Below are 23164 nucleotides of genomic sequence, written 5' to 3'. Positions count from 1 at the left end.
CCGGCTGAAGAAGAGGTAACGGGGATGGGGCTCGACCTGTCGGGGGCGGGCTGGCGCACCAGCACGCGTAGCAGTGGCAACGGCAACTGCGTGGAGGTCGCCGCCGTGGGCGGTCGGATCGCCGTGCGGGACAGCAAGGACCGCCCCGGTCCCGTCCTGGCCTTCGGGCCGGCGGCGTGGGCGGCCTTCGTCGCCGGCGTGGACGGGGTGCGCCCGGCCTGACACGCCGGATGCGAGAGTGGACCGGTGCTCTCCGACGTAGCCCTCGACCTTCCGGTCCGGTCGGTGCTGCCGGCGCTGGTCGAGGCGCTGCGCGCGGCCGGCACGGCGGTCTTGGTGGCGCCGCCCGGCACCGGCAAGACCACCCTCGCCCCCCTCGCGGTGGCCGACGCAGTCCCGGGCCGGGTGGTGATCGCCCAGCCCCGCCGGGTGGCCGCCCGGGCCGCCGCGCACCGGATGGCCGCCCTGCTCGGCGAGCACGTCGGCGGCCGGATCGGGTACGCCGTCCGGGGCGAGCGCCGGGTCGGTCCGCAGACCCGGGTCGAGGTGGTCACCACCGGCCTGCTGGTCCGGCGGCTGCACCACGATCCGGAACTGCCCGGCGTCGCCGCGGTGCTGCTCGACGAGGTCCACGAGCGACAGCTCGACGCCGACCTGGCCCTGGCCTTCGGCGTCGAGGCCCGGGGCGCGCTCCGGCCCGACCTGTGGCTGCTGGCGATGTCGGCCACCCCGCAGGCGGACCGGTTCGCCGCGCTGCTGGGCGGGTCCGACCGGCCCGCGCCGGTGGTCCGGGCCGAGGCGGCCCTGCACCCGGTGACCCGGATCTGGGCGCCCCCGCCCCGGCCGGTCGCCGCGCCGGGCGCGGGCCGGGTCGCGCCGGCGCTGCTGGACCACGTGGCCGCCACGGTCCGCCGGGCGCTGCATGAGCAGGCCGGGGACGTGCTGGTCTTCCTGCCCGGCGCCGGCGAGATCGCTGCCGTCGGCACCCGCCTGGCCGACCTGCCCGACTCGGTGGCGGTCCTGCCGCTGCACGGCCGGCTGCCCGGGGCGGCGCAGGACGCCGCGCTACGGCTGCCGGCGGCCCGGCCCCGGGACATCGCGCCGCCAGGTGCAACGGCGGCGGACCGCCCAGCCCGGCCGCACGCCGCGGCACGCCCCGCAACGGTCGACCGGCGGCGGGTGGTGCTGGCCACTGCCGTGGCGGAGAGCAGCCTGACCGTGCCCGGAGTGCGGGTGGTGGTGGACGCCGGCCTGAGCCGGGTGCCCCGGACCGACCTGGCCCGGGGCTTGGGCGCGCTGGTCACCGTGCCGGTGTCCCGCGCGGCGGCCACCCAGCGGGCCGGCCGGGCCGGGCGGGAGGGCCCGGGCGCGGTCTACCGGTGCTGGTCCGAGGCCACCCACGCCCGGCTCGCCCCGCAGCCGGAGCCGGAGATCGCCACCGCCGACCTGACCGGGTTCGCGCTGGAGCTGGCCGCGTGGGGTGACCCGGACGGGGCCGGGCTGGCGCTGCCCGACCCGCCGCCGCCCGCCGCCCTCACGGTCGCCCGGGAGACCCTCACCACGCTGGGCGCGGTCGACGCGGACGGCCGGATCACCGGCCGGGGGCGGGCCATCGCGGCGGCCGGCGCGCACCCGCGGCTGGCCCGGGCGCTGCTCGACGGGGCGCAGCGGGTCGGCGCCGACCGGGCCGCCGAGGTGGTCGCCCTGCTCGCCGACGAGACACTCGGCGGCGCGGGGGACGATCTGACCGCGCTGTGGCGGCGGGTGCGGGGCGGCACGGACCAGGCCGCCACCGCCCGCTGGCGCGCCGAGGTACGCCGGCTCCGCGCCACCCTGGCGACGGACAGCGCGCCAGCCGATCGCCCCCGGGCTGCGGCCGCCCGTGCCGGCCGGGATCACCGCCGGCCAGCCGCGGACGCCACCGGGGAGCGCCTCCCCGACGACCTGGCGGCCGGGCTGCTGGTGGGGCTCGCGTACCCGGAGCGGCTGGCCCGGGCGCGCCGGGCCGGCGGGTCCGCGTACCTGATGGCGGGCGGGACCGCGGCGGAGTTGGCGGCCGGGTCGGGGCTGGCCGGCTCGGCCTGGCTGGCGATCGCGGTGGCCGACCGCTCCCCCGGCGCGCCGACCGCCCGGGTGCGGCTCGCCACCCCGGTCGACGAGGTGACCGCGCGGGAGGCCGGCGGACCCCTGCTCCGCGCCGACCGGGAGGTCGGCTGGTCCGGCGGGGACGTGGTGGCGCGGGAGGTCCTCCGGCTCGGCGCGATCGAGCTGGTCGACCGGCCCCTCGCGGCGCCCGACCCGGAGCTGATGGCCGAGGCGGTGCTCACCGGGCTGCGCCAGGCCGGGCTGGGCCTGCTGACCTGGACGCCGGAGGCGACCGCGCTGCGCCGGCGGCTGGCGTTCTGCCGGCAGGCGCTCGGCGTCGAGTGGCCGGACGTGTCCGACGCGGCGCTGCTCGACGGCGCTGCCACCTGGCTGGCTCCGGAGCTGGCCGGCGCCCGGCGCCGGGCGGACCTGGCCCGCATCGACGTCGCGGCGGCGCTGCGCCGGCTGCTCGACTGGCGGCAGGCGGCCCGGCTCGACGAGCTGGCGCCGGAACGGCTGCCGGTGCCCAGCGGCTCCCGGATCCGGGTGGACTACGCCGACCCGGCCGCCCCGGTGCTGGCGGTCAAGCTGCAGGAGACCTTCGGCTGGCGGGACGCGCCGCGGATCGCCGACGGCCGGGTGCCGGTGCTGCTGCACCTGCTCTCCCCGGCCGGCCGGCCGGTCGCGGTCACCGCCGACCTGGCCTCGTTCTGGCGGGTGGGCTACCCGCAGGTGCGGGCGGAACTGCGCGGACGCTACCCGCGGCACCCGTGGCCGGAGGATCCGACCACCGCCGAGCCGACCCGGCGGGCCGCGCCGCGCCGGCGCTGACCCCGGCTACTCGTCCACCACGTCGGCGATCACCACGGTCACGTTGTCCGGGCCGCCGGCCCGCAGCGCCAGGTCGATCAGCTTGCGGGCGCACGCCGCCCGGTCGGGGTACTCGCGGAGCACCTCGGCGAGGGTGTCCGGACGGACCACGTTGGAGAGGCCGTCGCTGCACAGCAGCCAGCGATCGCCGGCCCGGGGCACCATCGTCGCGTACGACGGGGAGACCTCGTCACCCTGCAACGCCTGGGTCACCACGGCCCGGCGGGGGTGGCTGCTCGCCTGATCCGGGGTGATCACGCCCTGGTCGACCAGCATCTGCACGAACGTGTCGTCCCGGGTGACCTGCTTGAGCACGCCCTCGCGGAACAGGTACGCCCGGGAGTCGCCGACGTGGGCCAGAGCCAGGCAGCTTCCGGTGCGGGCGAAGAGCAGCGCGGTGAGTGTGGTGCCCATGCCCTGGCGTTCCGGGTCCTCCACGACGGCTTGACGTATCCGCGTGGTGGCCAGCTCGATGCCGCTCTGGAGGGCGGCGACCAACGCGTCCTCGGGGGTCTCCACGTCCAGCGGGCCGACCGCGTCGATGGCGATCTGGCTGGCCAGGTCACCGGCCGCCATGCCGCCCATGCCGTCGGCCACGGCGACCAGCCAGTTGCCGGCGTGCTGGGCGTCCTGGTTGCCACTGCGGATCAGCCCACGGTCGCTCGCCCCCACGGAACGAAGCTTCAGGGTCATGGGAGGCAGCCTGCCAGGCGAAGGCAGCAGTTGTCTCTAGGAGATCAGGATGATGCTGGCGTGGCGCGGCGAATCTCACTGTCGCATACGGCGGGCAGCCATCGGGCCGGATCAATTGACAGTGGGCGAAGGTGCTGGAAACATCGGACAGCAGGTGGGAGCGCTCCCAGCTCTTTTCGCCTCACCCCACTCCCCAGCGCGGAAGGAACCTCCGTGATCCCACACCGACGCCGCCTCGCGGCGCTCGCCGCGGCCACCACCCTGATACTCACCGGCGCCACCACCGGCGTGGCTTACGCCGAGGTGCCCCCGGACGCCCCCGAACAGCTCCGCAACGGCGACTTCAGCGCCGGCACCAGCCCCTGGTTCTCCTACGGCACCGGGGACCTCGCGGTCGTTGACGGGCGGCTCTGCACCACCGTCCCCGGCGGCCTGGCCAACCCGTGGGACGCCGGCATCGGACAGGACGCCGTGCCGCTCATCGCGGGCGCCGAGTACGAACTCTCCTTCGACGTCTCCGCCACGCCGGGGGCGGCCCTCAAGGCGGTGCTCCAGCTCGGCAGCGCGCCCTACACCACGTACGCCAGCGTCGACGCCACCGCGACCGGCACCGCGCAGCACGTCGCCACGACGTTCACCGCCCCGGCCGACAACCCCGGCGCCCAGCTCGTCTTCCAGGTCGGCGGCAGCCCCGCCGCGCAGACCTTCTGCCTGGACAACGTCTCACTGCGCGGCGGCGAGGCGGCCCCGCCGTACGAGCCGGACACCGGGCCGCGGGTCCGGGTCAACCAGGTCGGCTACCTGCCCGGCAGCCCGAAGAACGCCACCGTGGTCACCGACGCCACCGACCCGCTGCCCTGGCAGCTCAGGTCGGCCGCCGGAGCCGTGGTGGCCGGTGGCGAGACCACCCCGCGCGGGGTGGACGCCGCCTCCCAGCAGCGCGTGCACACCGTCGACTTCTCGTCGTTCCACACCCCGGGCACCGGCTACACACTGGTCGCCGACGGGGAGGCCAGCCACCCGTTCGACATCTCCGGCACCCTCTACGACCGGCTGCGGGTCGACTCGCTCCAGTTCTTCTACGCCCAGCGCAGCGGCACCCCGATCGACGGCGGCCTGATCGGCGCCGGGTATGCCCGCCCGGCCGGGCACCTGGGCGTCGCGCCCAACCAGGGCGACACCGACGTGCCCTGCCAGCCCGGCGTCTGCGACCACCGGCTGGACGTGCGCGGTGGCTGGTACGACGCCGGGGACCACGGCAAGTACGTGGTCAACGGCGGGATCGCCACCTACCAGCTGCTGAGCGCGTTCGAGCGCACCAAGACCGCGGAGACCGCGGCGGGCGGCGGGGCGCTCGGCGACGGGACGCTGCGGGTGCCCGAGCGGGGCAACACGGTGCCCGACATCCTCGACGAGGCCCGCTGGGAGCTGGAGTTCCTGCTGCGCATGCAGGTGCCCGCCGGCCAGCCGCTCGCCGGGATGGCCCACCACAAGATCCACGACCGGAACTGGACCGGGCTGCCGCTGGCCCCGCAGGACGACCCGCAGCCGCGTGAGCTGCACCCGCCGTCCACCGCGGCCACCCTCAACCTGGCCGCCGTGGCCGCCCAGTGCGCCCGGCTCTTCGCCCCGTACGACGCCGCGTTCGCGGCCCGGTGCGGCAGCGCCGCGAAGACGGCGTACGCGGCGGCCAAGGCGCACCCGGCGCGCTACGCGTCGCCGGCCGACGGCAACGGCGGCGGCGCGTACGACGACTCGAACGTCACCGACGAGTTCTACTGGGCGGCCGTCGAGCTCTGGCTGACCACCGGGGAGCAGGCGTACCTGACCGACCTCACCGCGTCGCCGCTGCACACCGCCGACGTCTTCGCCGCCGGAGGCGCGTTCGGCTGGCAGAGCGTGGCCGCGCTGGGTCGGCTCGACCTGGCCACCGTGCCGAACGCGCTGCCGGCCGCCGAGCACTCCCGGATCCGCACCTCGGTGACCGCCGCCGCCGACCGCTACCTGGCGACCCTGCGCGGCCAGGCGTACGGGCTGCCGCTGCCCGGCGAGGCCGGCGCGTACGTCTGGGGCGGCAACAGCAACATCATCAACAACGCGATCGTGCTCGCCACCGCGTTCGACCTGACCCGGGACGCGAGGTATCGGGACGGCGCGGTGCAGGCGGCCGACTACCTGCTCGGCCGCAACGCGCTGAACATGTCCTACGTGACCGGCTGGGGCGAGCAGAACGCGCACCACCAGCACAGCCGGATCTTCGCCCACCAACTCGACCCGGACCTGCCGAACCCACCGGACGGCTCCCTCGCCGGCGGCCCGAACGCCGCCCTCCAGGACCCGTACGCGGCCAACCTGCTGGCCGGCTGCCAGCCGATGTTCTGCTACGTCGACGACATCAACTCGTACTCGACCAACGAGGTGGCGATCAACTGGAACTCCGCGCTGGCCTGGCTGGCGTCCTTCCTGGCCGACCAGCGCGACGCGGCCGCGGTGGCGGCCCCGACCTGCGCCGTCACGTACACCACGCACGGCAGCTGGCCGGACGGCTTCAACACCCAGGTCATCGTGCGGAACACCGGCACGTCCGCCGTCGACGGCTGGAGCCTGCGGTGGGCGTTCACCGGCGACCAGCAGGTGCAGAGCTTCTGGTCGGCCCGGGTCAGCCAGTCCGGGGCCACGGTGACCGCGAAGAACGAGGCGTGGAACGCGAAGATCGCCCCGGGCGGCACGGTGACCTTCGGCCTGATCGGCACCACCGCCGGCGGCCCCAACCCCGCCCCCAACCTGATCACCCTCAACGGAACGGCCTGCACCCTGTCCTGAACCGCCGCGGGGTGGTGGCACCAAACCTCAGGAAGGTGCCACCACCCCGCGTGGACCGCGCAACTCCCGAAATTGTCGCCCGGTCCGCGGATCAGAAGAAGTTGTTGTAGAGGGCCTGCAGGAACACCGCCTGCCCGACCGAGAGCAGCACCAGGCCCGCGACCACGGCGCCCCGCCGCCAGCGCGGGACGAACGCGGCGGTCCAGCGGTCCACCACCACACCGGCCACGCCCGCCACCATCGGGTAGAGGAACATCCACGTCCGCTCCACCTCGCCCGGACGCAGCTTGGTCAGCTCCGACGGCAACCCCGCCCAGACGACCAGCACGAGCACGAGCACGAGCACGAGCACCGGCCGCCCGGCCCCCGGCACCTTCCGGAACACGCCGTAGATCCCGAGGGCGGCCAGCGGCAGACCCGCGTAGATCAGCCAGGCCGCCGGGCTGCCCAGGAACCAGTACCAGTTGTAGGGGACCGAAACCGCCGGTGACACCAGATAGGAGGCGAGGACGTCGAAGCCCAGGACGAGCCAGGCCAGGGCCAGCACCGCCGCTCCGGCGGCCGCCGCGGCGGCCAGCAGCCGCACCGCCGTCCGCCACCCGGTCTGGACCACCAGCGCGATGGCCGCCGAGAGCACGACGAAGGACGTGGCGAAGGTCATCAGGGTGCCCAGCCCCAACACGGCACCCGCGGCCGCCGACAGCCGCCACGACCGACGGTCGGCGGCGAGCAGGAAGAGCGCGACGCTCATGCTCAGCGGCACGGCGAAGGTCGTGTCGAGGGTGCTGTACGCCATCATCAACGGCGCCGGCGCCGCCGCGAAGAGCACGGCGCCGATCCGGCCGGCCCGCTCCCCGCCCAGGGTGCGACCGATCAGCCAGGCGGAGACCGCCGAGCAGAAGGCCACCACCGCGATCACGCCGGCGACGCGCAGGCTGTGCGACGCGCCGAAGGTGCGGAACAACAGGTACAGGAAAACCATCACCCCGGCCGGGTGGGTCCGGCCGTTGTACGAGCGGAACCGCTCGCTCAGCTCGGCGTGCCGCTCGACGAACTCGCGCAGCCCGAGCTCGTACACGAAGTGCAGGTCGGCGGTGTAGTAGGCCGGCTTCGAGCCGGTCGAGAGGCCCCGGGTGAGCTCGCCCAGCTGGCCCCGGACCAGGTTCACCGCGGTGGCGGTGAGCACCCCGGCGACCACCACCAGCGCCAGGGCGAGCCAGGTCGGCAGGCGACGCCAGGAGGTGACGATCCAGCCGATGCCGGCGAGCAGCACGCCTGCCGGGATCACGGTCAACGCCAGCTCGTCCCGGACCAGGACCAACTGGCCGTAGATCGGTGGACGGGCGAAGTAGCCGTAGCCGATGGGTGGGAGCGTCTGGCTCCACCGCCAGAACGCGTAGAGGGCGACTCCGGTGACGGCCATCGCCACCAGGGGCCAGAAGCGCCAGCGCGGCCACGAGTCGGCCTCGAGCTGCGCCGCGGGCGGGTCGAGGACGGCCATGGCCGCGCCACCGCTGTCGACCACATCGTCTCCCCGCCGCCCGTGCACCGTGCTTCCCCCACTCGTGGCTACGACCGCCCTGGTTCACAATCCCATCGGCGACCGACACTGTAGGGGACGACAAAACCCAGCCGGTACCGTCCCCGCATGGCGTACCTGTTTCTGCTGGCCGCGATCACCGCCGAGGTGATCGGCACCAGCCTGCTCAAGGCCACCGACGGCTTCACCCGGCTCTGGCCCACGCTCGGCCTGGCGGTGGCGTACGTGTCGTCGTTCGGGCTGCTCGCCCTGGCGGTGAAGGAGATCCCGGTCGGCGTCGCGTACGCGATCTGGTCCGGCCTCGGCACCGCGGCGATCATGGCGATCGGCGCGACCTTCCTGGGCGAGCCGCTCAGCGTCGCCAAGGTGGCCGGCGCCGGTCTCGTGATCGCCGGCGTGGTGGTGCTCAACCTCGGCGGCGCCCACTGACTGCGACTCACCCTCGACGACGGCGCGTGGGAGGTCGGCGACGGCGGCCTCAGCGACTGGACCGCCCGGCTGACCGGCGACGCCAAGGAACGCTGCCTGGCCACCGCACGCCTCATCACCGGGGCGCCCGGATGACGCCGACTAGGCGACGGGCCGACGCATGGCGATCCGCTCGGCCGGGTCCAGCCCCAGCGCCGCCTCGGCCGCCAGCAGCCCGGCCAGTCCCGGCGTGACCTCCCCGCCGGTCAGCTCCCGGAACCCGCAGCGCGTGTAGTACGGCCCGTTCCACGGCACACTCCGGAAGGTGGTCAGGGTCAACGCCGGCAGCCCACGCGCGGCGGCCCACCCGGCCACGTGGTCGAGCAGTCCCCGCCCGATCCCCCGCCGGGCGTACGCCGGGTCGACGCTGAGCTGCTCGACGTGCGCGCAGCCGTCCACCAGGTCGACCACCACGAAGGCGACCGGCCGGTCCCCCGTGTTCACCGCCACCCAGACCCGGCCGACGCGCTGGCGGTCGGCGAGCACGTCCAGCGGCAGCGGTGACATGTCGGCGACGTCGGCCATCCCGACCTCCCGGAAGGGCGCACCGGAGGCCACCTCGATCCGCTGCACCTCGGTCAACTCGTCGGCCCGGGCCATCCTGGTTCGTTCCACAGCGCCGGAGCCAACCAGAGCGGAGGCGGCCCCGGCCAGCGCTTTTCCAGCTCCGCGCCGTAGGCTGCGGCCATGCTTCTGCCCCTGCCGCCCGGCGACTTCCGCGCGTACCTGTTCGACTGCGACGGCACCATCGCCGACTCGATGCCGCTGCACTACACGGCGTGGTGTGCGGCGCTGGACGAGTGGGGCTGCGAGTTCCCCGAGGAGCTGTTCTACGCCTGGGGCGGCCGGCCCATCGCCGACATCGTCGCCACGCTCAACGAGCGGCACGGGCTGGCCATGCCGGTCGACACGGTCGTGCGGCGCCAGGAGGAGCTGTACGAGCGGTCGCTGCCCGACCTGACCGCCGTGCCCGAGGTGCTGGCGCACATCGAGGCCGACCACGGGCGGATCCCGTTCGCGGTGGTGTCCGGCAGCACCCGGGCAGGGGTCACCGCCTCGCTCACGACGCTGGGTCTGCTCGACCGGTTCGAGGCGCTCGTGTGCGCCGGGGACTACGCGCGGCCCAAGCCCGACCCGGAGGCGTTCCTGCTCGCCGCGCAGCGGCTCGGCGTAGCCCCGGCGGACTGCCTGGTCTTCGAGGACACCGAGCTGGGCATCCGGGCCGCCACGGCGGCGGGCATGGCGGCGGTCCGGGTGCCGGCGCCCTGGGAGCGGGCCGGGAGGATAGGCGCCCGTCCGATGTGACCGCTGTCGCGCATTTCGGGGCCACGGTCCCGCCCGGCCCTGCCTAGGGTCGGCAGCATGACCGGCAATGGGGACGTCACCATCGATCCGGCCGCCGTGCCCGCCGCCGCACCCCGGGCCGGGCGGGTGACCAAGGGCATCGACGACATGCTGTCCGCGGCCGTGCCGGGGACGGATCTGCGCTGATGGGTGCCGGGGTCTCGCCGATCCCGCCGCCGGGACCGCTGCGCACCCTCTCGCTGGCCACCCTGGCCAACACCGTCGGCTCGGGGTTGTGGCTGGCCGGCGCCGCGCTCTACCTGACCCGCGACGTCGGGCTCTCCCCCGCCTCGGTCGGCGCCGGGCTCACCGTCGCCGGGCTGGTCGGGCTCACCGCCAGCGTGCCGCTCGGCGCGCTGGCCGACCGGCGGGACCCGCGTACGCTGCGCGCGGTCCTGCAGCTGGGCCAGGCCGCCGTCGCCGCCGCGTACCTGCTGGTCGGCTCGTTTCCGGTGTTCCTCGCGGTGGCGGTACTCGACGCGCTGCTCACCTCCGGCAACCTGGCAGTCCGCGCCACGCTGGTCGCCGCGGTGGCCGGGCCGCAGGGCCGGGTACGCGCCTTCGCCACCCTGCGCGCGGTCGCGAACCTGGGCATCGCCGTGGGGGCCGGGCTGGCCGGGCTCGCGCTGGCCGCGGACACCCACCGGGCGTACCAACTGCTGGTGGTCGGCGACGCGGTCACCTATCTGCTGTCGGCGGCGCTGTTGCTGCGGCTGCCGGCCTGCCCGCCGGCGGCCCGTGACCGGGCGGGCGGGCGGCCGCGCCGGGGGCGGGCGCTGCGCGACGGGCGGTTCCTCGCCGTAAGCGGGGCGTCGGCCGTACTCAGCCTGCACTGGACGGTGCTCACCCTGGTGGTGCCGCTGTGGACGGTGAGCCGGGCCGGTGCGCCGCCGCCAGTGGTGTCGGCGGTGCTGCTGACCAACACGGCGCTGTCCGTGCTGCTCGCGGTGCGGCTGGCCCGCGGCGCGGACGACGCCGTCGGGGCGGCCCGGTCGATGCGCCGCGCCGGGCTGGTGCTGGCCGTGGCGATGCTGCTGTACGCGGTGACCGCCGGCCTGCCGCCCGCCGCGTCGGTCGCGCTGCTGCTGGTCGCCACCGCGGTCTACACCGCCGGTGACCTGTGGCACGGCAGCGCCGGGGCGGGCCTGGCGTACGCGCTGGCCCCGCCGGACGCGATCGGCGCCTACCAGGGGGCGGACGGGCTGCTCGCCGGGCTGTCGCGGGCGCTCGGCCCGGCGTTGCTGGCGCTGCTGGTGCTCGACGGTGGGCCGCCCGGCTGGGTGGCGGTCGCCGCGCTCTTCGCCGTGGTCGGCCTGGCCACCCCGGCGCTGACCCGGTGGGCCCTGGTCACCCGACCGGCCCCCGACGCGGCGGGCACGGCCCGCACCCCGGCCGGTCATGCCGGCTAACCGGTGTAGCAGCATGGCCGGCATGACGGACCAGCCGACCCTCACCATCCGCCCGGGCGGGCCCGGCGACGCCCGCACCGTGCTGCGGCTGCTCGACACCGCCACGGCCTGGCTGGCGGCGCGCGGCCGGACCGGCCAGTGGGGCACCGAGCCCGCGTCGAGCGATCCACGCCGGATCGCCCAGGCCGATGCGTGGGCGACCAGCGGCGGGCTCTACCTGGCCGGACTCGGCGACACCCCGGTGGGTGCCCTGGTGGTGGGCGCGGCCACCGAGTACGTGCCACCGGCCACCGAGCCGGAGCTGTACGTCAACCTGCTGGTCTCCGACCGGGCGTACGCGGGCCACGGGATCGGGGCCCGGCTGCTGGCGTACGCGGCGGAACTGGCCCGCGACCGTGGCCTGGGGCTGCTGCGGGTGGACTGCTACGGCGGCGACGACCGGGCGCTGGTCGGCTTCTACGAGAGCTGCGGCTTCACCGCCACCGACCCGTTCACGGTCGACCGGCCGGGCCGCCCGCCGTGGCCGGGCCAGGTGCTGGAACACCGGCTCGGCTGACGACCGCGCTCAGCCGATCTCCTCGTCCACGAAGCACCAGCGCCACGACTCCCCGGGCTGGACCGAGCGCATCACCGGGTGCCCGCTGGCCTCGAAGTGCTTCGTGGCGTGCTGGTACGGCGAGGAGTCGCAGCAGCCGACGTGCCCGCAGGCCAGGCAGGATCGCAGGTGTACCCAGTCGGCGTTGCCGATGGCCACGCAGTCCGGGCACTCGGTCGTCGTCGCCGGCGCCGCGTCGCCCGCCTCGGCCAGGTGCGCACAGCTCATCAGTCACTCTCCCGTCGCAGCAACGACTCCTCCAGGTCCAGGTCGCGATAGGCGCGGACCAGCACCTCCTGGGGGATCTTCCCGGTGTCGCGGGCGGCCCGGAAGACCTCCCGCTCGGCATCGATCATCTCCTGCCGCAGCCGACCGTACGCCTCGGACGGGGTCTCCTTCGCGGTGCCGCCCAGCTGTTCCCAGGCCAGGTTGGTGCGGCTCTGCACCAGCCCGCGCAGCCGCTCGACGACCGCCGCGGGCGCCCCCTCGGCCAGTTTGTCCAGGCGTTCCCGGGCGGCCCGGCCGGCCTGCTGCTGCACGGCGGCGGCGGAGAGGGCGTCCTGCACCGGGTCGTCCGGCGGCAGCTTGGCCCGGCGGGCCACGGCCGGCAGAGTGGCGCCCTGCGCGACCAGGGTCACGACGATCACCGCGAAGGCGAGCCAGATGAACAACTGTCGCGGGTAGGCGCGCCCGCCGGCCAGGGTGAGCGGCAGGGCGAGCGCGGCGGCGAGGGTGACCACACCGCGCATCCCGGCCCAGCCGATGACGATCGGGAACTGCACCGGCGGCGCCGGGTCCCGCTGACGGACCCGGGGCACCAGCCGGCCCAGATAGGTGGCCGGGAAGATCCAGACGAACCGGGCCAGCAAGACGGCAAGCAGCACCGCGGCCGTGATCCCGACCAGGAAGCCGAGCGGCTCGTCCAGGCCGCGCACCACCTCGCGCAACTGGAGCCCGACCAGCAGGAAGACCAGCCCCTCCAGCAGGAACCGGATCAGCCGCCAGAACGCGTCGACCTGGAGCCGGGAGGCGGCGGACATCAGCAGCGGCATCTTGTGGCCGATACCCAGCCCGGTCACCACCACCGCCATGACGCCGGAGGCGTGGATCTCCTCGGCGGCGAAGACCACCGCGAACGGCACGATCAGCGACAGCGCGTTGTCCAGCACCGGGTCGGTGATCCGCTTGTGCAGGAAGCCGAAGACCACCACGCCGAGCAGCCCGACCAGGACCCCGCCGCCGGCGGCCACCAGCACCTCCCGGGCCACGTCCCCGACGCCGATCCCGCCGGTCGCCGTGGTGGCCGCGACGATCGCCACCCGCAGCAGCACCAGCGCGGTGGCGTCGTTGACCAGGCTCTCCCCCTCCAGGATGGTCACGATGCGGCGGGGCAGGCCGACCCGGCGCGCCACCGCGGTGGCGGCCACCGCGTCGGGCGGCGCCACCACCGCGCCGAGGGCCAGGCAGATCGAGTACGGCAGATCGGGCCGGAACAGGTGCACCACGGTGCCCACCACGAACGCGGAGAAGATGACCAGCCCGACCGCGAGCAGCAGGATCGGCCGCAGGTTGAGCCGGAACGCGGGCACCGAGGTCTCCAGGGCCGCCACGTAGAGCAGCGGCGGCAGGATGCCCACCAGCACCAGATTCGGGTCGAGCCGGACGTGCGGAAAGCCCGGCACGAAGGAGAGCACGAGGCCGAGCACGACCAGCAGGATCGGCGCGAGCAGACCCAGCCGCCGGGCCAGCGCCGCGCCGAACGTCGCGATCGCGAGGAAGAGCACGACCTCGATGAGCGGTTCCATGAGGTAGGAGCCTAGGCGGCCTCGGTTACCGACGTGATCACGCCGAAGTCCGGAATTCCACGTCGGAGGCGGTACCCGGCCCCCACCGCGGTCCCGGCTACTCCGAGTGCGCGCCGGCGCCGGGGCCGGCCTCGCCCTCGCCGAGCCAGACCGTCTTGATGTTGCAGAACTCCCGCATGCCCAGCGCCGAGAGCTCCCGGCCGTAGCCGGAGTTCTTCACCCCGCCGAACGGCAGCTGGGGGTAGGAGGTGGTCATCCCGTTGATGAACACGTTGCCGGCGTCCAGGTCGGTGGCGAAGCGCTCCTGCTCGGCCGGATCGGTGGTCCAGGCGTTCGAGCCGAGGCCGAAGTGGGTGCCGTTGGCGACCTCGATCGCCTCCTCGTACGACGACACCCGGAAGAGGCCGGCGACCGGCCCGAAGACCTCCTCGGACCACATCCGCATCTCCGGCCGCAGGTCGGTGACCACGGTCGGGGGGTAGTACCAGCCGTCCCCGGAGGGCAACTCGCCGCCGCACAGGACGCGTGCGCCCTTGTCCATCGCGTCCCGCACCTGGGCGTGCACCTCGTCCCGGCCGCGGTCGGTGGCCAGCGGGCCGACGTCGGTGCCCTCGTCCATCGGGTCGCCGACCGTCAACGCCGCCATCCGCGTGGTGAACTTCTCGGCGAAGGCGTCGAAGACGTCGGTGTGCACGATGAACCGCTTGGCGGCGATGCAGGACTGGCCGTTGTTCTGGCAGCGGGCGGTGGTGGCCACCTCGGCGGCGCGGTCCAGGTCGGCCGAGGGCATCACCACGAACGGGTCGCTGCCGCCCAGCTCCAGCACGGTCTTCTTCAGCTCCCTCCCGGCGATCCGGGCGATCGAGCGGCCGGCGACCTCGCTGCCGGTGAGGGTCGCCGCGCGGACCCGCGGGTCGCTGAGGATCCGGTCCACCGCCTCCGAGCCGACCAGCAGGGTGGTGAACGCGCCCTCGGGAAAGCCGGCCCGGCGGAACAGGTCCTCCAGGTAGAGGGCGGCCTGCGGCACGTTGGAGGCGTGCTTGAGCAGGCCGGTGTTGCCGGCCATCAGGGCCGGCGCGGCGAACCGCATCACCTGCCACAGCGGGAAGTTCCACGGCATCACCGCGAGCACCGGCCCGATCGGCTGGTAGCGGACGTAGGCCCGCTTCGCCTTGACCGCGCCGGCGTCGGCCGGCTCGTCGGCGAGCATCTCGGGGGCCTTGGCGGCGTAGAACCGGCAGGCCGCGGCGCACTTGGTCACCTCGGCCCGGGCCGCGGCGTACGTCTTGCCCATCTCGGTGGTCATCAGCCGGGCGGTCTCGTCCCGCTCGGCCTCGAGCAGCTCGGCTGCGGCGATGAGCCACCGGCCGCGCTCCGCGATGGTGGTGCCGTGCAGCTGCCGGAAGGCCAGATCGGCCCGCTCGATGGCGGCGTCGACCTGTTCGTCCGACATCGGGTCGTACGTCTTGAGCACCTGTCCGGTGGCGGGATTGGTGGTGGCGATGGACATGGCGGGCTCCTGTCACTCGAACAGTGAGTGCCGCACGCCCGGTTCCTCACGGCGGCGGGCGGCGCGACGGCGCTGGATGACGACCAGGTCGACCACGGCCACGACGGCGAGGAGCGCGCAGACGACGCCCAGCCAGACCACGTGGGCCCAGAACGCCACCACCGCGAAGAAGGTCATGATCACCAACCCGAAGGTGGCGAGCACGAGCCGCAGGTTCAACGCGCTGTACGCGGCGTTGATCCGGCGGCGCGGCTGTGATCGCGTCATTCCTTCGGGCTACCCCGGCACGGACGGGGCTAACCGACCCGCCGCCGCCCGCCGGATGCCGGTTCTGCGAGTTCCCCGGTCCCGAGCGGAGATGACGCGGTGATGCCGGCCACCGGACGGGTGTGCCGCGGATGCGAGCGCCGGTGGGTTGCGTTACACCCCTACGCCGCGACCGGGCCGATCCGGACGGCGGCGGGAAGGATGGGGGCATGACCATGATCCAGGCGGTGCCGGTGACCGTCGCCGTCGCCCGACGCGCCGATCCCGCGCGTACCGGCGAGATGGTGGCGTGGATGCGGGCCGGCACGGCGCTGGCGGAGAGCTTCCCCGGCTTCCTCGGCGCGGGTTTCGTGCAGAGCGCGCCCGGGTCGCCCGAGTGGCATGTGATGTACCGGTTCGCCGACGACGAGACGCTGCGCCGCTGGGAGGAGTCGCCGCAGCGGCATTGGTGGCTGAGCTCGGCGCAGGGCATCGTCGAGCACACCCGGGTCGAGCGCCGCACCGGCATCGAGGGCTGGTTCGACCCGCCGGTGGACCACGTGGTGGAGACGATCACCGGGGCCGAGGCCGGGCCGGCCGGGCCGCCCAGCCCGCCCCGGTGGAAGCAGGCCGTGACCATCTGGCTGGCGTTCTTCCCGCTGAGCCTCACCGCGACCCTGCTCACCGCCCGGTTCGTCGCCGACGTGCCGCTCGCGGTGCGGACGCTGCTGATGACGCTCTGCCTGACCCCGCTCATGACCTATCTGGTGCTGCCCCGGATCACCCGGGTCCTGCACTGGTGGCTACATGGCCACCCCGCGCCGTGGCGGCGGGTAGCACGCTGACGTGGTCCCGCCGGATCGCCGACCTGGCGCTGTCCGGACCGCCTCGCCTCCGCTGGACCGGCTGTCCGGGCCGTCCCCAGCTCCGCCACCTCGGCGACCTGGCGCCGGCCTGACCGTCCCGACCCCGCCACGGCGGCGACCTCGCGCCGACCCGACCGTGCCGGGGAGCCGTCCCGGTCAGGGTTGGCGCTGCTCCGGCAGGCGCCGCGCGCCGCCGCGGTAGAGGGTCCGGGACCGGTCGGCGAGGTCCTTGGTGGCCGACGAGTTGGCCCAGGTGCCGAGGATGATCGCGGCACCGGGGACCAGCTTGGCGAAGAACCGCTTGGCCGCGCGTACCCCGGCCATCCGGGCCAGCCGTACGCCCAGCTGGAGCATCACCTTGCCGAGCGGGCGCTCCCCGGCCATGCCGAACAGCGCCCCGGCGCGCTCCCGCCCCGCGGCCACCCCGAGCGCGAGCCGGGCGCTCTCGGCGACCTTGTGCACCTTCTGCAGCACCAGCAGGTCGGCGGCCCGGTCGGGATGCGTCGGATCGACGCCGTACGCGGCCGCCACGTGCAGGACCAGCCGGGCCTGGGTCCAGGCCAGCACCCCGACGTCGATCACCGCGCCGGGGAGCCCGGCCGCCCCGGAGACCGCGCCGGAGAGCCGGGCCCGGTTGACGAACCTGCGGACCGCCTGGTCGGCCAGCTCGTCGGCGACGATGTCGGGGCGCAGCGCGCGCTCCCGGGCGGCCCACTGCGCCGCCTCCGGCCCGAGCCGGCGTACGGCCTCCAGGGCCAGGTGCTCGGGGGCGTACTGCGGGTCGTCCCGCATCCGGTCCCAGAGCGTGGCCGGCAGCGCGTCGGAGGCGTCCTGCGGCGTGGGAACGGTGGACCCGCCGTCGACGGGTGAGTCGGTCACGAGGGGCTCCCGGTGGTCGAGCTTGGGGACGTACGGGTCAGCGACGGCGGGACAGCCGGGTGAGCAGCTGCCTGAGCCGGCGCTGGTTCTCCGGCTTGGCCAGCTCGCGCCGGCCACGCTCGACGAGTTGCTGACCGCGGGGCGACCGCAGGAAGGTGGCGATCCGTTGCAACGGTGACATGGCGTTCTCCTGTCCGCGGTCCCACATCATGTGTACCCGGGACCGACAAGCCACCGGTACCCGAGCCGGCCCTCCGGCAAGCGTCCACAGTGGTCGGCGATCCGCCCGGTCAGCTCAGGATCGCGTCGACGACCTCGGTGGCACGCCACTCGTGTTGGGCGTACGCCCAGGGGAACGCGGAGACCTGCACGGCCTGGGCGGCATCGGTGAGCGCCATGTCCTGCCAGCCCGGGATCTGCACCAGCGCGGTGAGGAACTGCCTCGTGGCGTACGCGGGCTGCATCAGGTCGCGCACCGCCCCCCAGCCGCTGCTGGGGCGCTGCTGGAACAGCCCGACCGAGTCGTGGTCCCAGCCGATGGCCTGGTGCGGGTAGTTCTGCGACTCGGGCAACACGCCGCTGGCGTAGTTGTAGAGGTTGCTCTCCTGCATGGCCGTGGCCACCGCGATGATCAGGCCCCGGCGGGGCACGCCCATGTCCCGGCCGGCCTGGACGATGGCCTTGGCGTTGTCCATCTGGTCCTGGTCCAGTCCGGCCACCGGCACGATCCGCTTGGGCTTGGGCTTGGGCTTCGGCTTCTTGGTGGCCGGGGTGGTGTCCGGGTCGGCGGTCGAGGCGACCGGGGTAGGGGTCGAGGCGGCGGGGGTGGGGGTCGGGGCGGCCGAGGCGGGGGTCTCGCGGGTCAGGCCGCGGGAGGCGGCGTCGGCGGCCGCCCGCTGGGCGACCTCCTCAGACGGCGCGGGGGTGGCCGAGCCGTCGACCGCGTCGGCGCCAACCTGGCTGACGCCGAGCAGGCCGAGGCAGCAGACCGCGCCGGTGGCGACCGCCAGCCTGGTGCGGCCCGGCCGGGGGGTGAGGGGGTTAGCGGCGTCCCCGAAGCGGGTACGCAGGAAGCCGAAGGGGAAGCGTCGGGGAGCGGCCGGCTCCAGAGAACCGGTTGACCGAACGGTGGAGTTGGTATCGTCCGAACGGTCAGCCGAACCGCCGAGGCCGTGATGGTCGTCGAAGGTGCCGTCGTCACGCATTCGACGAGGCTAGGCAGAAGGACCGCTGATCACCCACGGTGATCTGGTGGCCCTCGTCACACTTTGCCCTGCCCAAATGGGGTGTACGGCCCGGGCCGACATCAGGACGGGCCAACCCTCGCGGAACGGTAGAACCTCCGGCCGGCGACGAGGCGGGTGGCGCCGGGCAGGAACCTCGCCGACGCCCGCAGGCCCGCCCACGATCGACTAACTCGTCCTTTCGGCCGACCCCCCATTGGGCCGTTTCCCGGACGATGGAGCAAGATCAGCGGATTCGCCCCGATCTGCTCCCCACCGTCGCCGAATCGTGATCATTATTTCGGGGTGCAGCCGGCCCGTAACGGAATGGACCACGCCAGCCGGTACGTTTTGCCGAACGGGATGGTCGTGCCCACACGCCACACCCGTACGCGCGTTCCCAGGGAGGTCCGAACCGGTGCTCGACCCACACGAGCTCTACGAACTCAGCGACGATCTGCCCGACCTCGGTCAACCCGTGCTGATCCAGGCGCTCACCGGCTTCGTCGACGCCGGCAGCGCCACCCGGCTGGCCCGGGAGCAGCTGCTCACCTCCCTCGATGCGCGGCCGGTGGCCCGCTTCGACATCGACCAGATGTTCGACTACCGCTCCCGCCGGCCGGTGATGACCTTCGCCGAGGACCACTGGGCCGACTACGAGGCCCCGGCGCTGGAGCTGCACCTGCTGCGCGACGACGACGAGACCCCGTTCCTGCTGCTCACCGGCCCGGAGCCGGACCTGCAGTGGGAGCGCTTCGTGGCCGCGGTCGCCGGCCTGGCCACCCGGCTCGACGTCCGGCTCACCGTCGGGCTCAACTCCATCCCGATGGCGGTGCCGCACACCCGGCCCAGCGGCGTCACCGCGCACGCCACCCGACCCGAGCTGATCGCCGGCTACGAGCCGTGGCTCCAGCGGGTCCAGGTGCCCGGCAGCGTCGGCCACCTGCTGGAGTACCGCCTCGGCGAGCAGGGTCGCGATGCCCTCGGCTTCGCCGCGCACGTGCCGCACTATGTCGCCCAGACCGAGTATCCGGCCGCCGCCGAGGCGCTGCTCGCCGCGGTGTCCCGCAGCACCGGGCTGCTGCTGCCCCGGGACGGCCTGCGGGCCGCCGCGGAGGTGGTCCGGGTGGAGATCGACCGCCAGGTCGCCCAGACCGAGGAGGCGGCGACCCTGGTCCAGGCACTGGAGGAGCAGTACGACACGTTCGCCCGGGGCCGCGACCAGAAGAACCTGCTGGCCGCCGAGACCGGCCCGCTGCCCACGGCCGACGAGCTCGGCGCCGAACTGGAGCGTTTCCTCGCCGAACAGACCCGCCCAGGAGATACGCCGGAACGTTGACCCGGCGGCCGAACAGACCCGACCCCGAACCAGCGAGATACGCCGGAACGTTGACCCGGCGGCCGAACAGACCCGACCCCGAACCAGCGAGACACCCCGGAACGCTGACCCGGCAGCCGAACAGACCCGACCCACGAACCAGCGAGACACCCCGGGACGCTGACCCGGCGCGGCGGCCGGTGATACGGCAGGCTGGACCCATGCGCCTGGCGACCTGGAACGTCAACTCGGTGAAGGCCCGGCTGCCCCGGCTGCTGGACTGGTTGGCCACCACCAAGCCCGACGTCGTCTGCCTTCAGGAGACCAAATGCCCCGACGGGGCATTCCCGGTCGCCGAGGTGGGCGAGCTGGGCTACGAGGCGGCCAGCCACAGCGACGGCCGGTGGAACGGGGTGGCCATCCTGTCCCGGGTCGGGCTGGCCGACGTCGCGGTCGGCTTCCCCGGCGAGCCGGGGTTCCCCCTGCCCGAGGCCCGGGCCCTCTCGGCCACCTGCGATGGGCTGCGGGTCTGGTCGGTGTACGTGCCCAACGGCCGGTCCCCCGACGACCCGCACTACGCGTACAAGCTGGCCTGGCTGGCGGCGCTGCGGGACGCGTTGGAGCCCGAGCTGGTCGGCGCCCTGCCGCTGGCGGTCTGCGGCGACTTCAACGTCGCCCCGACCGACGCCGACGTCTGGGACCCGACGCTCTTCGTCACCTCCACCCACGTCACCCCGGCCGAGCGGGCCGCCCTGGCGGCGCTGCGCGACCTCGGGCTCAGCGACGTGGTGCCCACCCCGATGAAGGGCCCGCACCCGTTCACCTACTGGGACTACCGGGCCGGCATGTTCCACCAGAACAAGGGCATGCGGATCGACCTGGTGTACGCCTCCGCGCCATTCGTCCGCGCGGTCCGCTCCGCGTATGTGGATCGGGAGGCGCGCAAGGGCAAGGGCCCTTCCGACCACGCGCCGATCGTGGTCGACGCGGACCTGGTGCCGGCCGTCGAGACGTTCTGAACTCGGCGGCCCGGCCAGGCCCGGCGCTGCCCCCCAGGTCGGCGAGGTGGCGGTGACGGCGCGTCCGGGATGCCGCCACATCCCCGAAGTGGTGTCCGACGGCCCGCGCGGCGCGGTCAGGCGGCACCCGGCTGGTTAGGGTGAAGTCATGGCAGTGGTGAAGATCAACGCGATCGACGTCCCGCCGGGCGCGGGCGAGGAGCTGGAGAAGCGGTTCGCCGCCCGGGCCGGCGCGGTGGAGAACTCCCCCGGCTTCCTCGGCTTCGAGCTGCTCCGCCCGGTCGCCGGAGAGAACCGCTACTTCGTCTACACCCGTTGGGAGTCCGAGGAGGCGTACCAGGCGTGGGCGCAGGGGCCGTCCCGGGCCGCGCACGCCGGTGGCGCGGGCGGCGAGCCGCGCAAGCCGGTCGCCACGGGGGCCACGCTGCTGGAGTTCGAGGTGGTCCAGCAGGTCCCCGGCAAGGGCTGACCCCGGCAGCGCCGCGGGTGCCCGACGTCCTACCGGGCCCCTGCCCCGGCGGCGGCGAGCCGGCGATGCTCGTCTTCCGGGTCAACGCGGCGGCCGTACGGGCGATCATGGCAGCCGACCCCAACCACACCACTCCCGGCGTGACCGTCGTGCCGCTACGCCCCTGGCGGCCGGTGGTCGGAACCGGTTGACCGGGCGCGACATGATGCCGGCATGACGCGTCCACCGGTGCGCAGTCGCCTGCTCGGCTGGCTGGCCGGCTCGGCTGTGGGTGGCCTGCTGCTCGCGCTGCCGGACACCGGGCCCCGGCTGTTCTCGTTCAGCCGTACGCATGGGCCCTCCGCGGCGGACCTCGTCGGGATGGTCGTCGTGGTGGTCGCGTGGCTGCCGGTCGGCTGGCTGATCTGGCGGCACCGGCGGGCCCTGCCCGGCCGGACCGGCCGGCTGGCGGCCGGCCTGGCGCTGGTCGGCGTCGCGCTGCTGGCCGTCACGATCCGCGCCGACCTCGGGCTGTGGTGGCTGCTCGCGGTCACGCTGCTGGTGGCCGCCCAGCTGATCGCGCTCGCGTCGATCGCCCGCCGGTCTTCCGGCGGTGGCGGCGACGCGGCCGGTGCACCGGCGCCGGGCTGATCGGGCGACGGTCAGGTTTCGCGGGTGCCGGCCAGCGAGGCGAAGGCGATGACGTTGTCCGCGTAGCCGGCCCGCCCGCCGAGCCACTCGCCGCCGCAGGTGATCAGGCGCAGCCCGGGCGGCCCGTCGTTGCCGTAGACCCGGTCGGCGGGGAGGTTGACCTTGTCGAAGTGCTCGACGGTGTCGACCGTGAAGGTGACGACGCTGTGGTCGGCGCGGGTCACCTCGATCCGGTCCCCCGGCTTGAGCTCGCGCAGGTGGTAGAAGACCGCCGGGCCGCTCTTCGTGTCCACGTGCCCGACGATAATCGCCCGGCCCGGCTCGCCCGGGACCGGGCCGCGGTCGTACCAGCCGGTCTGGTTGTGCTGGCTCAGCGGCGGTACGTCCACCGAGCCGTCCTTCGCCTGCCCGACCGGGGTGATCGGTGCGGTCACCTTGATCGCCGGCACGGCGAGGCTCACCGGCCTGCTGGCCGTCGCCGGTGCCCGCGCCGATTCGTCGGCGCGCTGTGTCGGCCCGGCGGTCGCGTCCACCCAGTCGAACGGCGCGGCGGTGCGGCCCAGCCCGGCCCCGGTGGCGAAGACCCCGACCAGCACCAGCACCACGGCGAGCGGCGTGGACCACGGTCTACGCCCCGTGCCGGTCGCCGACCGGGCGGCTGGGTGGGGGGCGGGATGCGCGGTCATGGCGAGCGTCAGCGGCGGGCCATCCGGGGCCGGCGGGCGGCCGCCACGCCGACCACTGCCCCGGCGACGGTCAACGCCAGCCCGACCGGCACCAGCAGCCCACCGAGCCCGGTCCCGGCGGTGCCGCCGAACCCGGTCGCCGGCCCGCGGCTGGGCGGCGCGGCGGTACGGCTGGGCGTGGCCTTGACCACCTGGAGCATGGTCGACGCGGTCTGCCCGCTGGGGCACTCCAGCTTGACCCGGTAGTTGCCCGGGCGGGTGCGCTCCCGGACCATCGGCGAGGCGGTGAGCAGCCCGCGCTGCGGCTGCACCTGGACCCGGCCGAAGGCGTCGGAGACCACGATCGCCGGCACCGAGTTGTCCCGGCAGCTCGCGCGGATGCCGACCAGGAAACCGGCCTGCACCGTGCTCGGGGTGACCTCGACGAAGACCAGGTCGACCGGCTCCGGTTGCCGCTGGCCCTGATCCGGCGGATCGGTCGGCCCGGCGACGAGCGCGCCGGGTGGCGGGGCGGCCAGGGTGGGGACCGCGCCGAGCAGCGGGGCGGCGCACGCGGCGGCGGCCACGATCAGCATCGCCCCGCGTCGCGTGACTGACACCATGACCCCTTTCGCGCTCCGACAACTCCCGCTCGGCGCGTCTGACGCCGCGCCGCGACCGGGAGCCGTCGTCCGACAATCCCGCTC

Annotated in this window: 25 protein-coding genes and 2 pseudogenes; 15 read left to right on the top strand and 12 right to left on the bottom strand. The window is 74.6% G+C overall.

Translation table 11 applies throughout. The annotated features are described in order from the left end of the window. Window positions 1-24: 24 nt before the first annotated feature. The 3 genes and pseudogenes from ACFYM6_RS20475 to ACFYM6_RS20465 all read left to right on the top strand — a co-directional run. Entirely contained in the window at window positions 25-222 is a 198-nt protein-coding gene (locus ACFYM6_RS20475; protein ID WP_387277620.1) for a DUF397 domain-containing protein, read from the top strand. A 24-nt stretch (window positions 223-246) separates the two neighbouring features. Beyond that, a pseudogene (locus tag ACFYM6_RS20470) lies at window positions 247-1837 on the top strand (helicase-related protein); the annotation flags it as partial. Between the two features lie 92 nt (window positions 1838-1929). Then, window positions 1930-2916 (top strand): annotated as a pseudogene (locus ACFYM6_RS20465) (ATP-dependent helicase C-terminal domain-containing protein); the annotation flags it as partial. A gap of 6 nt (window positions 2917-2922) precedes the next feature. Here ACFYM6_RS20465 and ACFYM6_RS20460 read toward each other — a convergent pair. Beyond that, window positions 2923-3648: a PP2C family protein-serine/threonine phosphatase gene (locus ACFYM6_RS20460; RefSeq protein WP_387277618.1), complete on the bottom strand. Its 726-nt coding sequence runs from the start codon at window positions 3646-3648 to the stop codon at window positions 2923-2925. Window positions 3649-3861: 213 nt separating this feature from the next. Here ACFYM6_RS20460 and ACFYM6_RS20455 point away from each other — a divergent pair, with 213 nt between their 5' ends. Next, a complete protein-coding gene (locus ACFYM6_RS20455; RefSeq protein ID WP_387277616.1) occupies window positions 3862-6471 on the top strand; it encodes a glycoside hydrolase family 9 protein in 2610 nt (869 codons plus the stop codon). Between the two features lie 91 nt (window positions 6472-6562). Here ACFYM6_RS20455 and ACFYM6_RS20450 read toward each other — a convergent pair whose 3' ends face one another. Further along, on the bottom strand, window positions 6563-7996 hold the full coding sequence (locus ACFYM6_RS20450; RefSeq protein ID WP_387277614.1) for a glycosyltransferase family 39 protein: 1434 nt from the start codon (window positions 7994-7996) through the stop codon (window positions 6563-6565). A 123-nt stretch (window positions 7997-8119) separates the two neighbouring features. On the opposite strand from ACFYM6_RS20450, the gene ACFYM6_RS20445 reads away from it, so the two are divergent. Further along, the gene (locus ACFYM6_RS20445; RefSeq protein WP_073839592.1) at window positions 8120-8440 is read left to right on the top strand and encodes a multidrug efflux SMR transporter; all 321 of its coding nucleotides are present in this window, start codon (window positions 8120-8122) and stop codon (window positions 8438-8440) included. A 141-nt stretch (window positions 8441-8581) separates the two neighbouring features. Here ACFYM6_RS20445 and ACFYM6_RS20440 read toward each other — a convergent pair whose 3' ends face one another. Continuing rightward, window positions 8582-9094 carry a GNAT family N-acetyltransferase gene (locus ACFYM6_RS20440; RefSeq protein WP_387277612.1) on the bottom strand — a complete coding sequence of 171 codons (513 nt, stop codon included), beginning with the start codon at window positions 9092-9094 and terminating at the stop codon, window positions 8582-8584. A 72-nt stretch (window positions 9095-9166) separates the two neighbouring features. Between ACFYM6_RS20440 and ACFYM6_RS20435 the strand changes: the two genes are divergently transcribed. Genes ACFYM6_RS20435 through ACFYM6_RS20420 form a run of 4 tightly spaced genes read left to right on the top strand, consistent with a single transcriptional unit; the run spans window position 9167 to window position 11788 of the window. Then, a complete protein-coding gene (locus ACFYM6_RS20435) occupies window positions 9167-9784 on the top strand; it encodes an HAD family hydrolase (RefSeq protein ID WP_387277610.1) in 618 nt (205 codons plus the stop codon). A 57-nt stretch (window positions 9785-9841) separates the two neighbouring features. Then, on the top strand, window positions 9842-9970 hold the full coding sequence (locus tag ACFYM6_RS20430; RefSeq protein WP_387277609.1) for a hypothetical protein: 129 nt from the start codon (window positions 9842-9844) through the stop codon (window positions 9968-9970). Beyond that, window positions 9970-11232 carry an MFS transporter gene (locus ACFYM6_RS20425; RefSeq protein ID WP_387277607.1) on the top strand — a complete coding sequence of 421 codons (1263 nt, stop codon included), beginning with the start codon at window positions 9970-9972 and terminating at the stop codon, window positions 11230-11232. The genes ACFYM6_RS20430 and ACFYM6_RS20425 overlap by 1 nt, the downstream gene beginning before the upstream one ends. Window positions 11233-11254: 22 nt before the next feature. Continuing rightward, window positions 11255-11788 (top strand): GNAT family N-acetyltransferase, encoded by a 534-nt coding sequence (locus tag ACFYM6_RS20420; RefSeq protein ID WP_387277605.1) that lies wholly within the window; start codon window positions 11255-11257, stop codon window positions 11786-11788. 9 nt (window positions 11789-11797) lie between these two features. Here the strand turns inward: ACFYM6_RS20420 and ACFYM6_RS20415 are convergent, their stop codons facing one another. From ACFYM6_RS20415 to ACFYM6_RS20400, 4 genes are all read right to left on the bottom strand, one after another. Continuing rightward, the gene (locus ACFYM6_RS20415; RefSeq protein ID WP_387277603.1) at window positions 11798-12055 is read right to left on the bottom strand and encodes a UBP-type zinc finger domain-containing protein; all 258 of its coding nucleotides are present in this window, start codon (window positions 12053-12055) and stop codon (window positions 11798-11800) included. Beyond that, window positions 12055-13632 carry a Na+/H+ antiporter gene (locus tag ACFYM6_RS20410; protein WP_387277602.1) on the bottom strand — a complete coding sequence of 526 codons (1578 nt, stop codon included), beginning with the start codon at window positions 13630-13632 and terminating at the stop codon, window positions 12055-12057. Before ACFYM6_RS20410 ends, ACFYM6_RS20415 begins: the two co-directional genes overlap by 1 nt. 97 nt (window positions 13633-13729) lie before the next feature. Beyond that, window positions 13730-15142, bottom strand: a complete 1413-nt coding sequence (locus ACFYM6_RS20405; RefSeq protein WP_357441231.1) for an NADP-dependent succinic semialdehyde dehydrogenase — start codon at window positions 15140-15142, stop codon at window positions 13730-13732. Between the two features lie 12 nt (window positions 15143-15154). Beyond that, window positions 15155-15409 (bottom strand): DUF6343 family protein, encoded by a 255-nt coding sequence (locus ACFYM6_RS20400; RefSeq protein WP_387277600.1) that lies wholly within the window; start codon window positions 15407-15409, stop codon window positions 15155-15157. 209 nt (window positions 15410-15618) lie between these two features. Between ACFYM6_RS20400 and ACFYM6_RS20395 the strand changes: the two genes are divergently transcribed. After that, on the top strand, window positions 15619-16233 hold the full coding sequence (locus tag ACFYM6_RS20395; protein ID WP_387277599.1) for an antibiotic biosynthesis monooxygenase: 615 nt from the start codon (window positions 15619-15621) through the stop codon (window positions 16231-16233). Between the two features lie 177 nt (window positions 16234-16410). Here ACFYM6_RS20395 and ACFYM6_RS20390 read toward each other — a convergent pair whose 3' ends face one another. The 3 genes from ACFYM6_RS20390 to ACFYM6_RS20380 form a co-directional block, all read right to left on the bottom strand. Beyond that, entirely contained in the window at window positions 16411-17133 is a 723-nt protein-coding gene (locus ACFYM6_RS20390) for an EcsC family protein (protein ID WP_387277597.1), read from the bottom strand. A 37-nt stretch (window positions 17134-17170) separates the two neighbouring features. After that, entirely contained in the window at window positions 17171-17314 is a 144-nt protein-coding gene (locus ACFYM6_RS20385) for a hypothetical protein (RefSeq protein WP_387277596.1), read from the bottom strand. Window positions 17315-17423: 109 nt separating this feature from the next. Next, window positions 17424-18338: a peptidase M23 gene (locus tag ACFYM6_RS20380; protein ID WP_387277594.1), complete on the bottom strand. Its 915-nt coding sequence runs from the start codon at window positions 18336-18338 to the stop codon at window positions 17424-17426. 436 nt (window positions 18339-18774) lie between these two features. Here ACFYM6_RS20380 and ACFYM6_RS20375 point away from each other — a divergent pair, with 436 nt between their 5' ends. The 5 genes from ACFYM6_RS20375 to ACFYM6_RS20355 all read left to right on the top strand — a co-directional run bounded on the left by ACFYM6_RS20375 (window position 18775) and on the right by ACFYM6_RS20355 (window position 21792). Next, window positions 18775-19695: a proteasome assembly chaperone family protein gene (locus ACFYM6_RS20375; RefSeq protein ID WP_387277592.1), complete on the top strand. Its 921-nt coding sequence runs from the start codon at window positions 18775-18777 to the stop codon at window positions 19693-19695. Window positions 19696-19895: 200 nt separating this feature from the next. After that, on the top strand, window positions 19896-20693 hold the full coding sequence (locus ACFYM6_RS20370; RefSeq protein ID WP_387277590.1) for an exodeoxyribonuclease III: 798 nt from the start codon (window positions 19896-19898) through the stop codon (window positions 20691-20693). A 148-nt stretch (window positions 20694-20841) separates the two neighbouring features. Continuing rightward, on the top strand, window positions 20842-21162 hold the full coding sequence (locus tag ACFYM6_RS20365) for an antibiotic biosynthesis monooxygenase (RefSeq protein WP_357441249.1): 321 nt from the start codon (window positions 20842-20844) through the stop codon (window positions 21160-21162). A gap of 17 nt (window positions 21163-21179) precedes the next feature. After that, window positions 21180-21353 (top strand): hypothetical protein, encoded by a 174-nt coding sequence (locus ACFYM6_RS20360; RefSeq protein WP_387277588.1) that lies wholly within the window; start codon window positions 21180-21182, stop codon window positions 21351-21353. Between the two features lie 22 nt (window positions 21354-21375). Beyond that, a complete protein-coding gene (locus tag ACFYM6_RS20355) occupies window positions 21376-21792 on the top strand; it encodes a hypothetical protein (protein ID WP_387277586.1) in 417 nt (138 codons plus the stop codon). Window positions 21793-21803: 11 nt separating this feature from the next. Here ACFYM6_RS20355 and ACFYM6_RS20350 read toward each other — a convergent pair whose 3' ends face one another. Together ACFYM6_RS20350 and ACFYM6_RS20345 are read right to left on the bottom strand one after the other, a co-directional pair. Further along, the gene (locus ACFYM6_RS20350) at window positions 21804-22478 is read right to left on the bottom strand and encodes a class F sortase (RefSeq protein ID WP_387277584.1); all 675 of its coding nucleotides are present in this window, start codon (window positions 22476-22478) and stop codon (window positions 21804-21806) included. Window positions 22479-22486: 8 nt separating this feature from the next. After that, on the bottom strand, window positions 22487-23080 hold the full coding sequence (locus ACFYM6_RS20345; RefSeq protein ID WP_387277582.1) for a hypothetical protein: 594 nt from the start codon (window positions 23078-23080) through the stop codon (window positions 22487-22489). Window positions 23081-23164: the final 84 nt, after the last annotated feature.

The sequence above is a fragment of the Micromonospora sp. NPDC006431 genome (genome assembly GCF_042870725.1).
In the GTDB taxonomy this organism is placed as follows: domain Bacteria; phylum Actinomycetota; class Actinomycetes; order Mycobacteriales; family Micromonosporaceae; genus Micromonospora.
This window is presented reverse-complemented; position numbering and strand designations above follow the sequence as displayed.

Bases quoted from the DNA above. Each gene is read 5' to 3' on its own strand.
- ACFYM6_RS20475 (WP_387277620.1), top strand. From the start codon at position 25: ATGGGGCTCGACCTGTCGGGGGCGGGCTGGCGCACCAGCACGCGTAGC.
- ACFYM6_RS20460 (WP_387277618.1), bottom strand. From the start codon at position 3,648: ATGACCCTGAAGCTTCGTTCCGTGGGGGCGAGCGACCGTGGGCTGATC.
- ACFYM6_RS20445 (WP_073839592.1), top strand. From the start codon at position 8,120: ATGGCGTACCTGTTTCTGCTGGCCGCGATCACCGCCGAGGTGATCGGC.
- ACFYM6_RS20435 (WP_387277610.1), top strand. From the start codon at position 9,167: ATGCTTCTGCCCCTGCCGCCCGGCGACTTCCGCGCGTACCTGTTCGAC.
- ACFYM6_RS20430 (WP_387277609.1), top strand. From the start codon at position 9,842: ATGACCGGCAATGGGGACGTCACCATCGATCCGGCCGCCGTGCCCGCC.
- ACFYM6_RS20425 (WP_387277607.1), top strand. From the start codon at position 9,970: ATGGGTGCCGGGGTCTCGCCGATCCCGCCGCCGGGACCGCTGCGCACC.
- ACFYM6_RS20420 (WP_387277605.1), top strand. From the start codon at position 11,255: ATGACGGACCAGCCGACCCTCACCATCCGCCCGGGCGGGCCCGGCGAC.
- ACFYM6_RS20415 (WP_387277603.1), bottom strand. From the start codon at position 12,055: ATGAGCTGTGCGCACCTGGCCGAGGCGGGCGACGCGGCGCCGGCGACG.
- ACFYM6_RS20410 (WP_387277602.1), bottom strand. From the start codon at position 13,632: ATGGAACCGCTCATCGAGGTCGTGCTCTTCCTCGCGATCGCGACGTTC.
- ACFYM6_RS20405 (WP_357441231.1), bottom strand. From the start codon at position 15,142: ATGTCCATCGCCACCACCAATCCCGCCACCGGACAGGTGCTCAAGACG.
- ACFYM6_RS20400 (WP_387277600.1), bottom strand. From the start codon at position 15,409: ATGACGCGATCACAGCCGCGCCGCCGGATCAACGCCGCGTACAGCGCG.
- ACFYM6_RS20395 (WP_387277599.1), top strand. From the start codon at position 15,619: ATGACCATGATCCAGGCGGTGCCGGTGACCGTCGCCGTCGCCCGACGC.
- ACFYM6_RS20385 (WP_387277596.1), bottom strand. From the start codon at position 17,314: ATGTCACCGTTGCAACGGATCGCCACCTTCCTGCGGTCGCCCCGCGGT.
- ACFYM6_RS20380 (WP_387277594.1), bottom strand. From the start codon at position 18,338: ATGCGTGACGACGGCACCTTCGACGACCATCACGGCCTCGGCGGTTCG.
- ACFYM6_RS20370 (WP_387277590.1), top strand. From the start codon at position 19,896: ATGCGCCTGGCGACCTGGAACGTCAACTCGGTGAAGGCCCGGCTGCCC.
- ACFYM6_RS20365 (WP_357441249.1), top strand. From the start codon at position 20,842: ATGGCAGTGGTGAAGATCAACGCGATCGACGTCCCGCCGGGCGCGGGC.
- ACFYM6_RS20355 (WP_387277586.1), top strand. From the start codon at position 21,376: ATGACGCGTCCACCGGTGCGCAGTCGCCTGCTCGGCTGGCTGGCCGGC.
- ACFYM6_RS20350 (WP_387277584.1), bottom strand. From the start codon at position 22,478: ATGACCGCGCATCCCGCCCCCCACCCAGCCGCCCGGTCGGCGACCGGC.
- ACFYM6_RS20345 (WP_387277582.1), bottom strand. From the start codon at position 23,080: ATGGTGTCAGTCACGCGACGCGGGGCGATGCTGATCGTGGCCGCCGCC.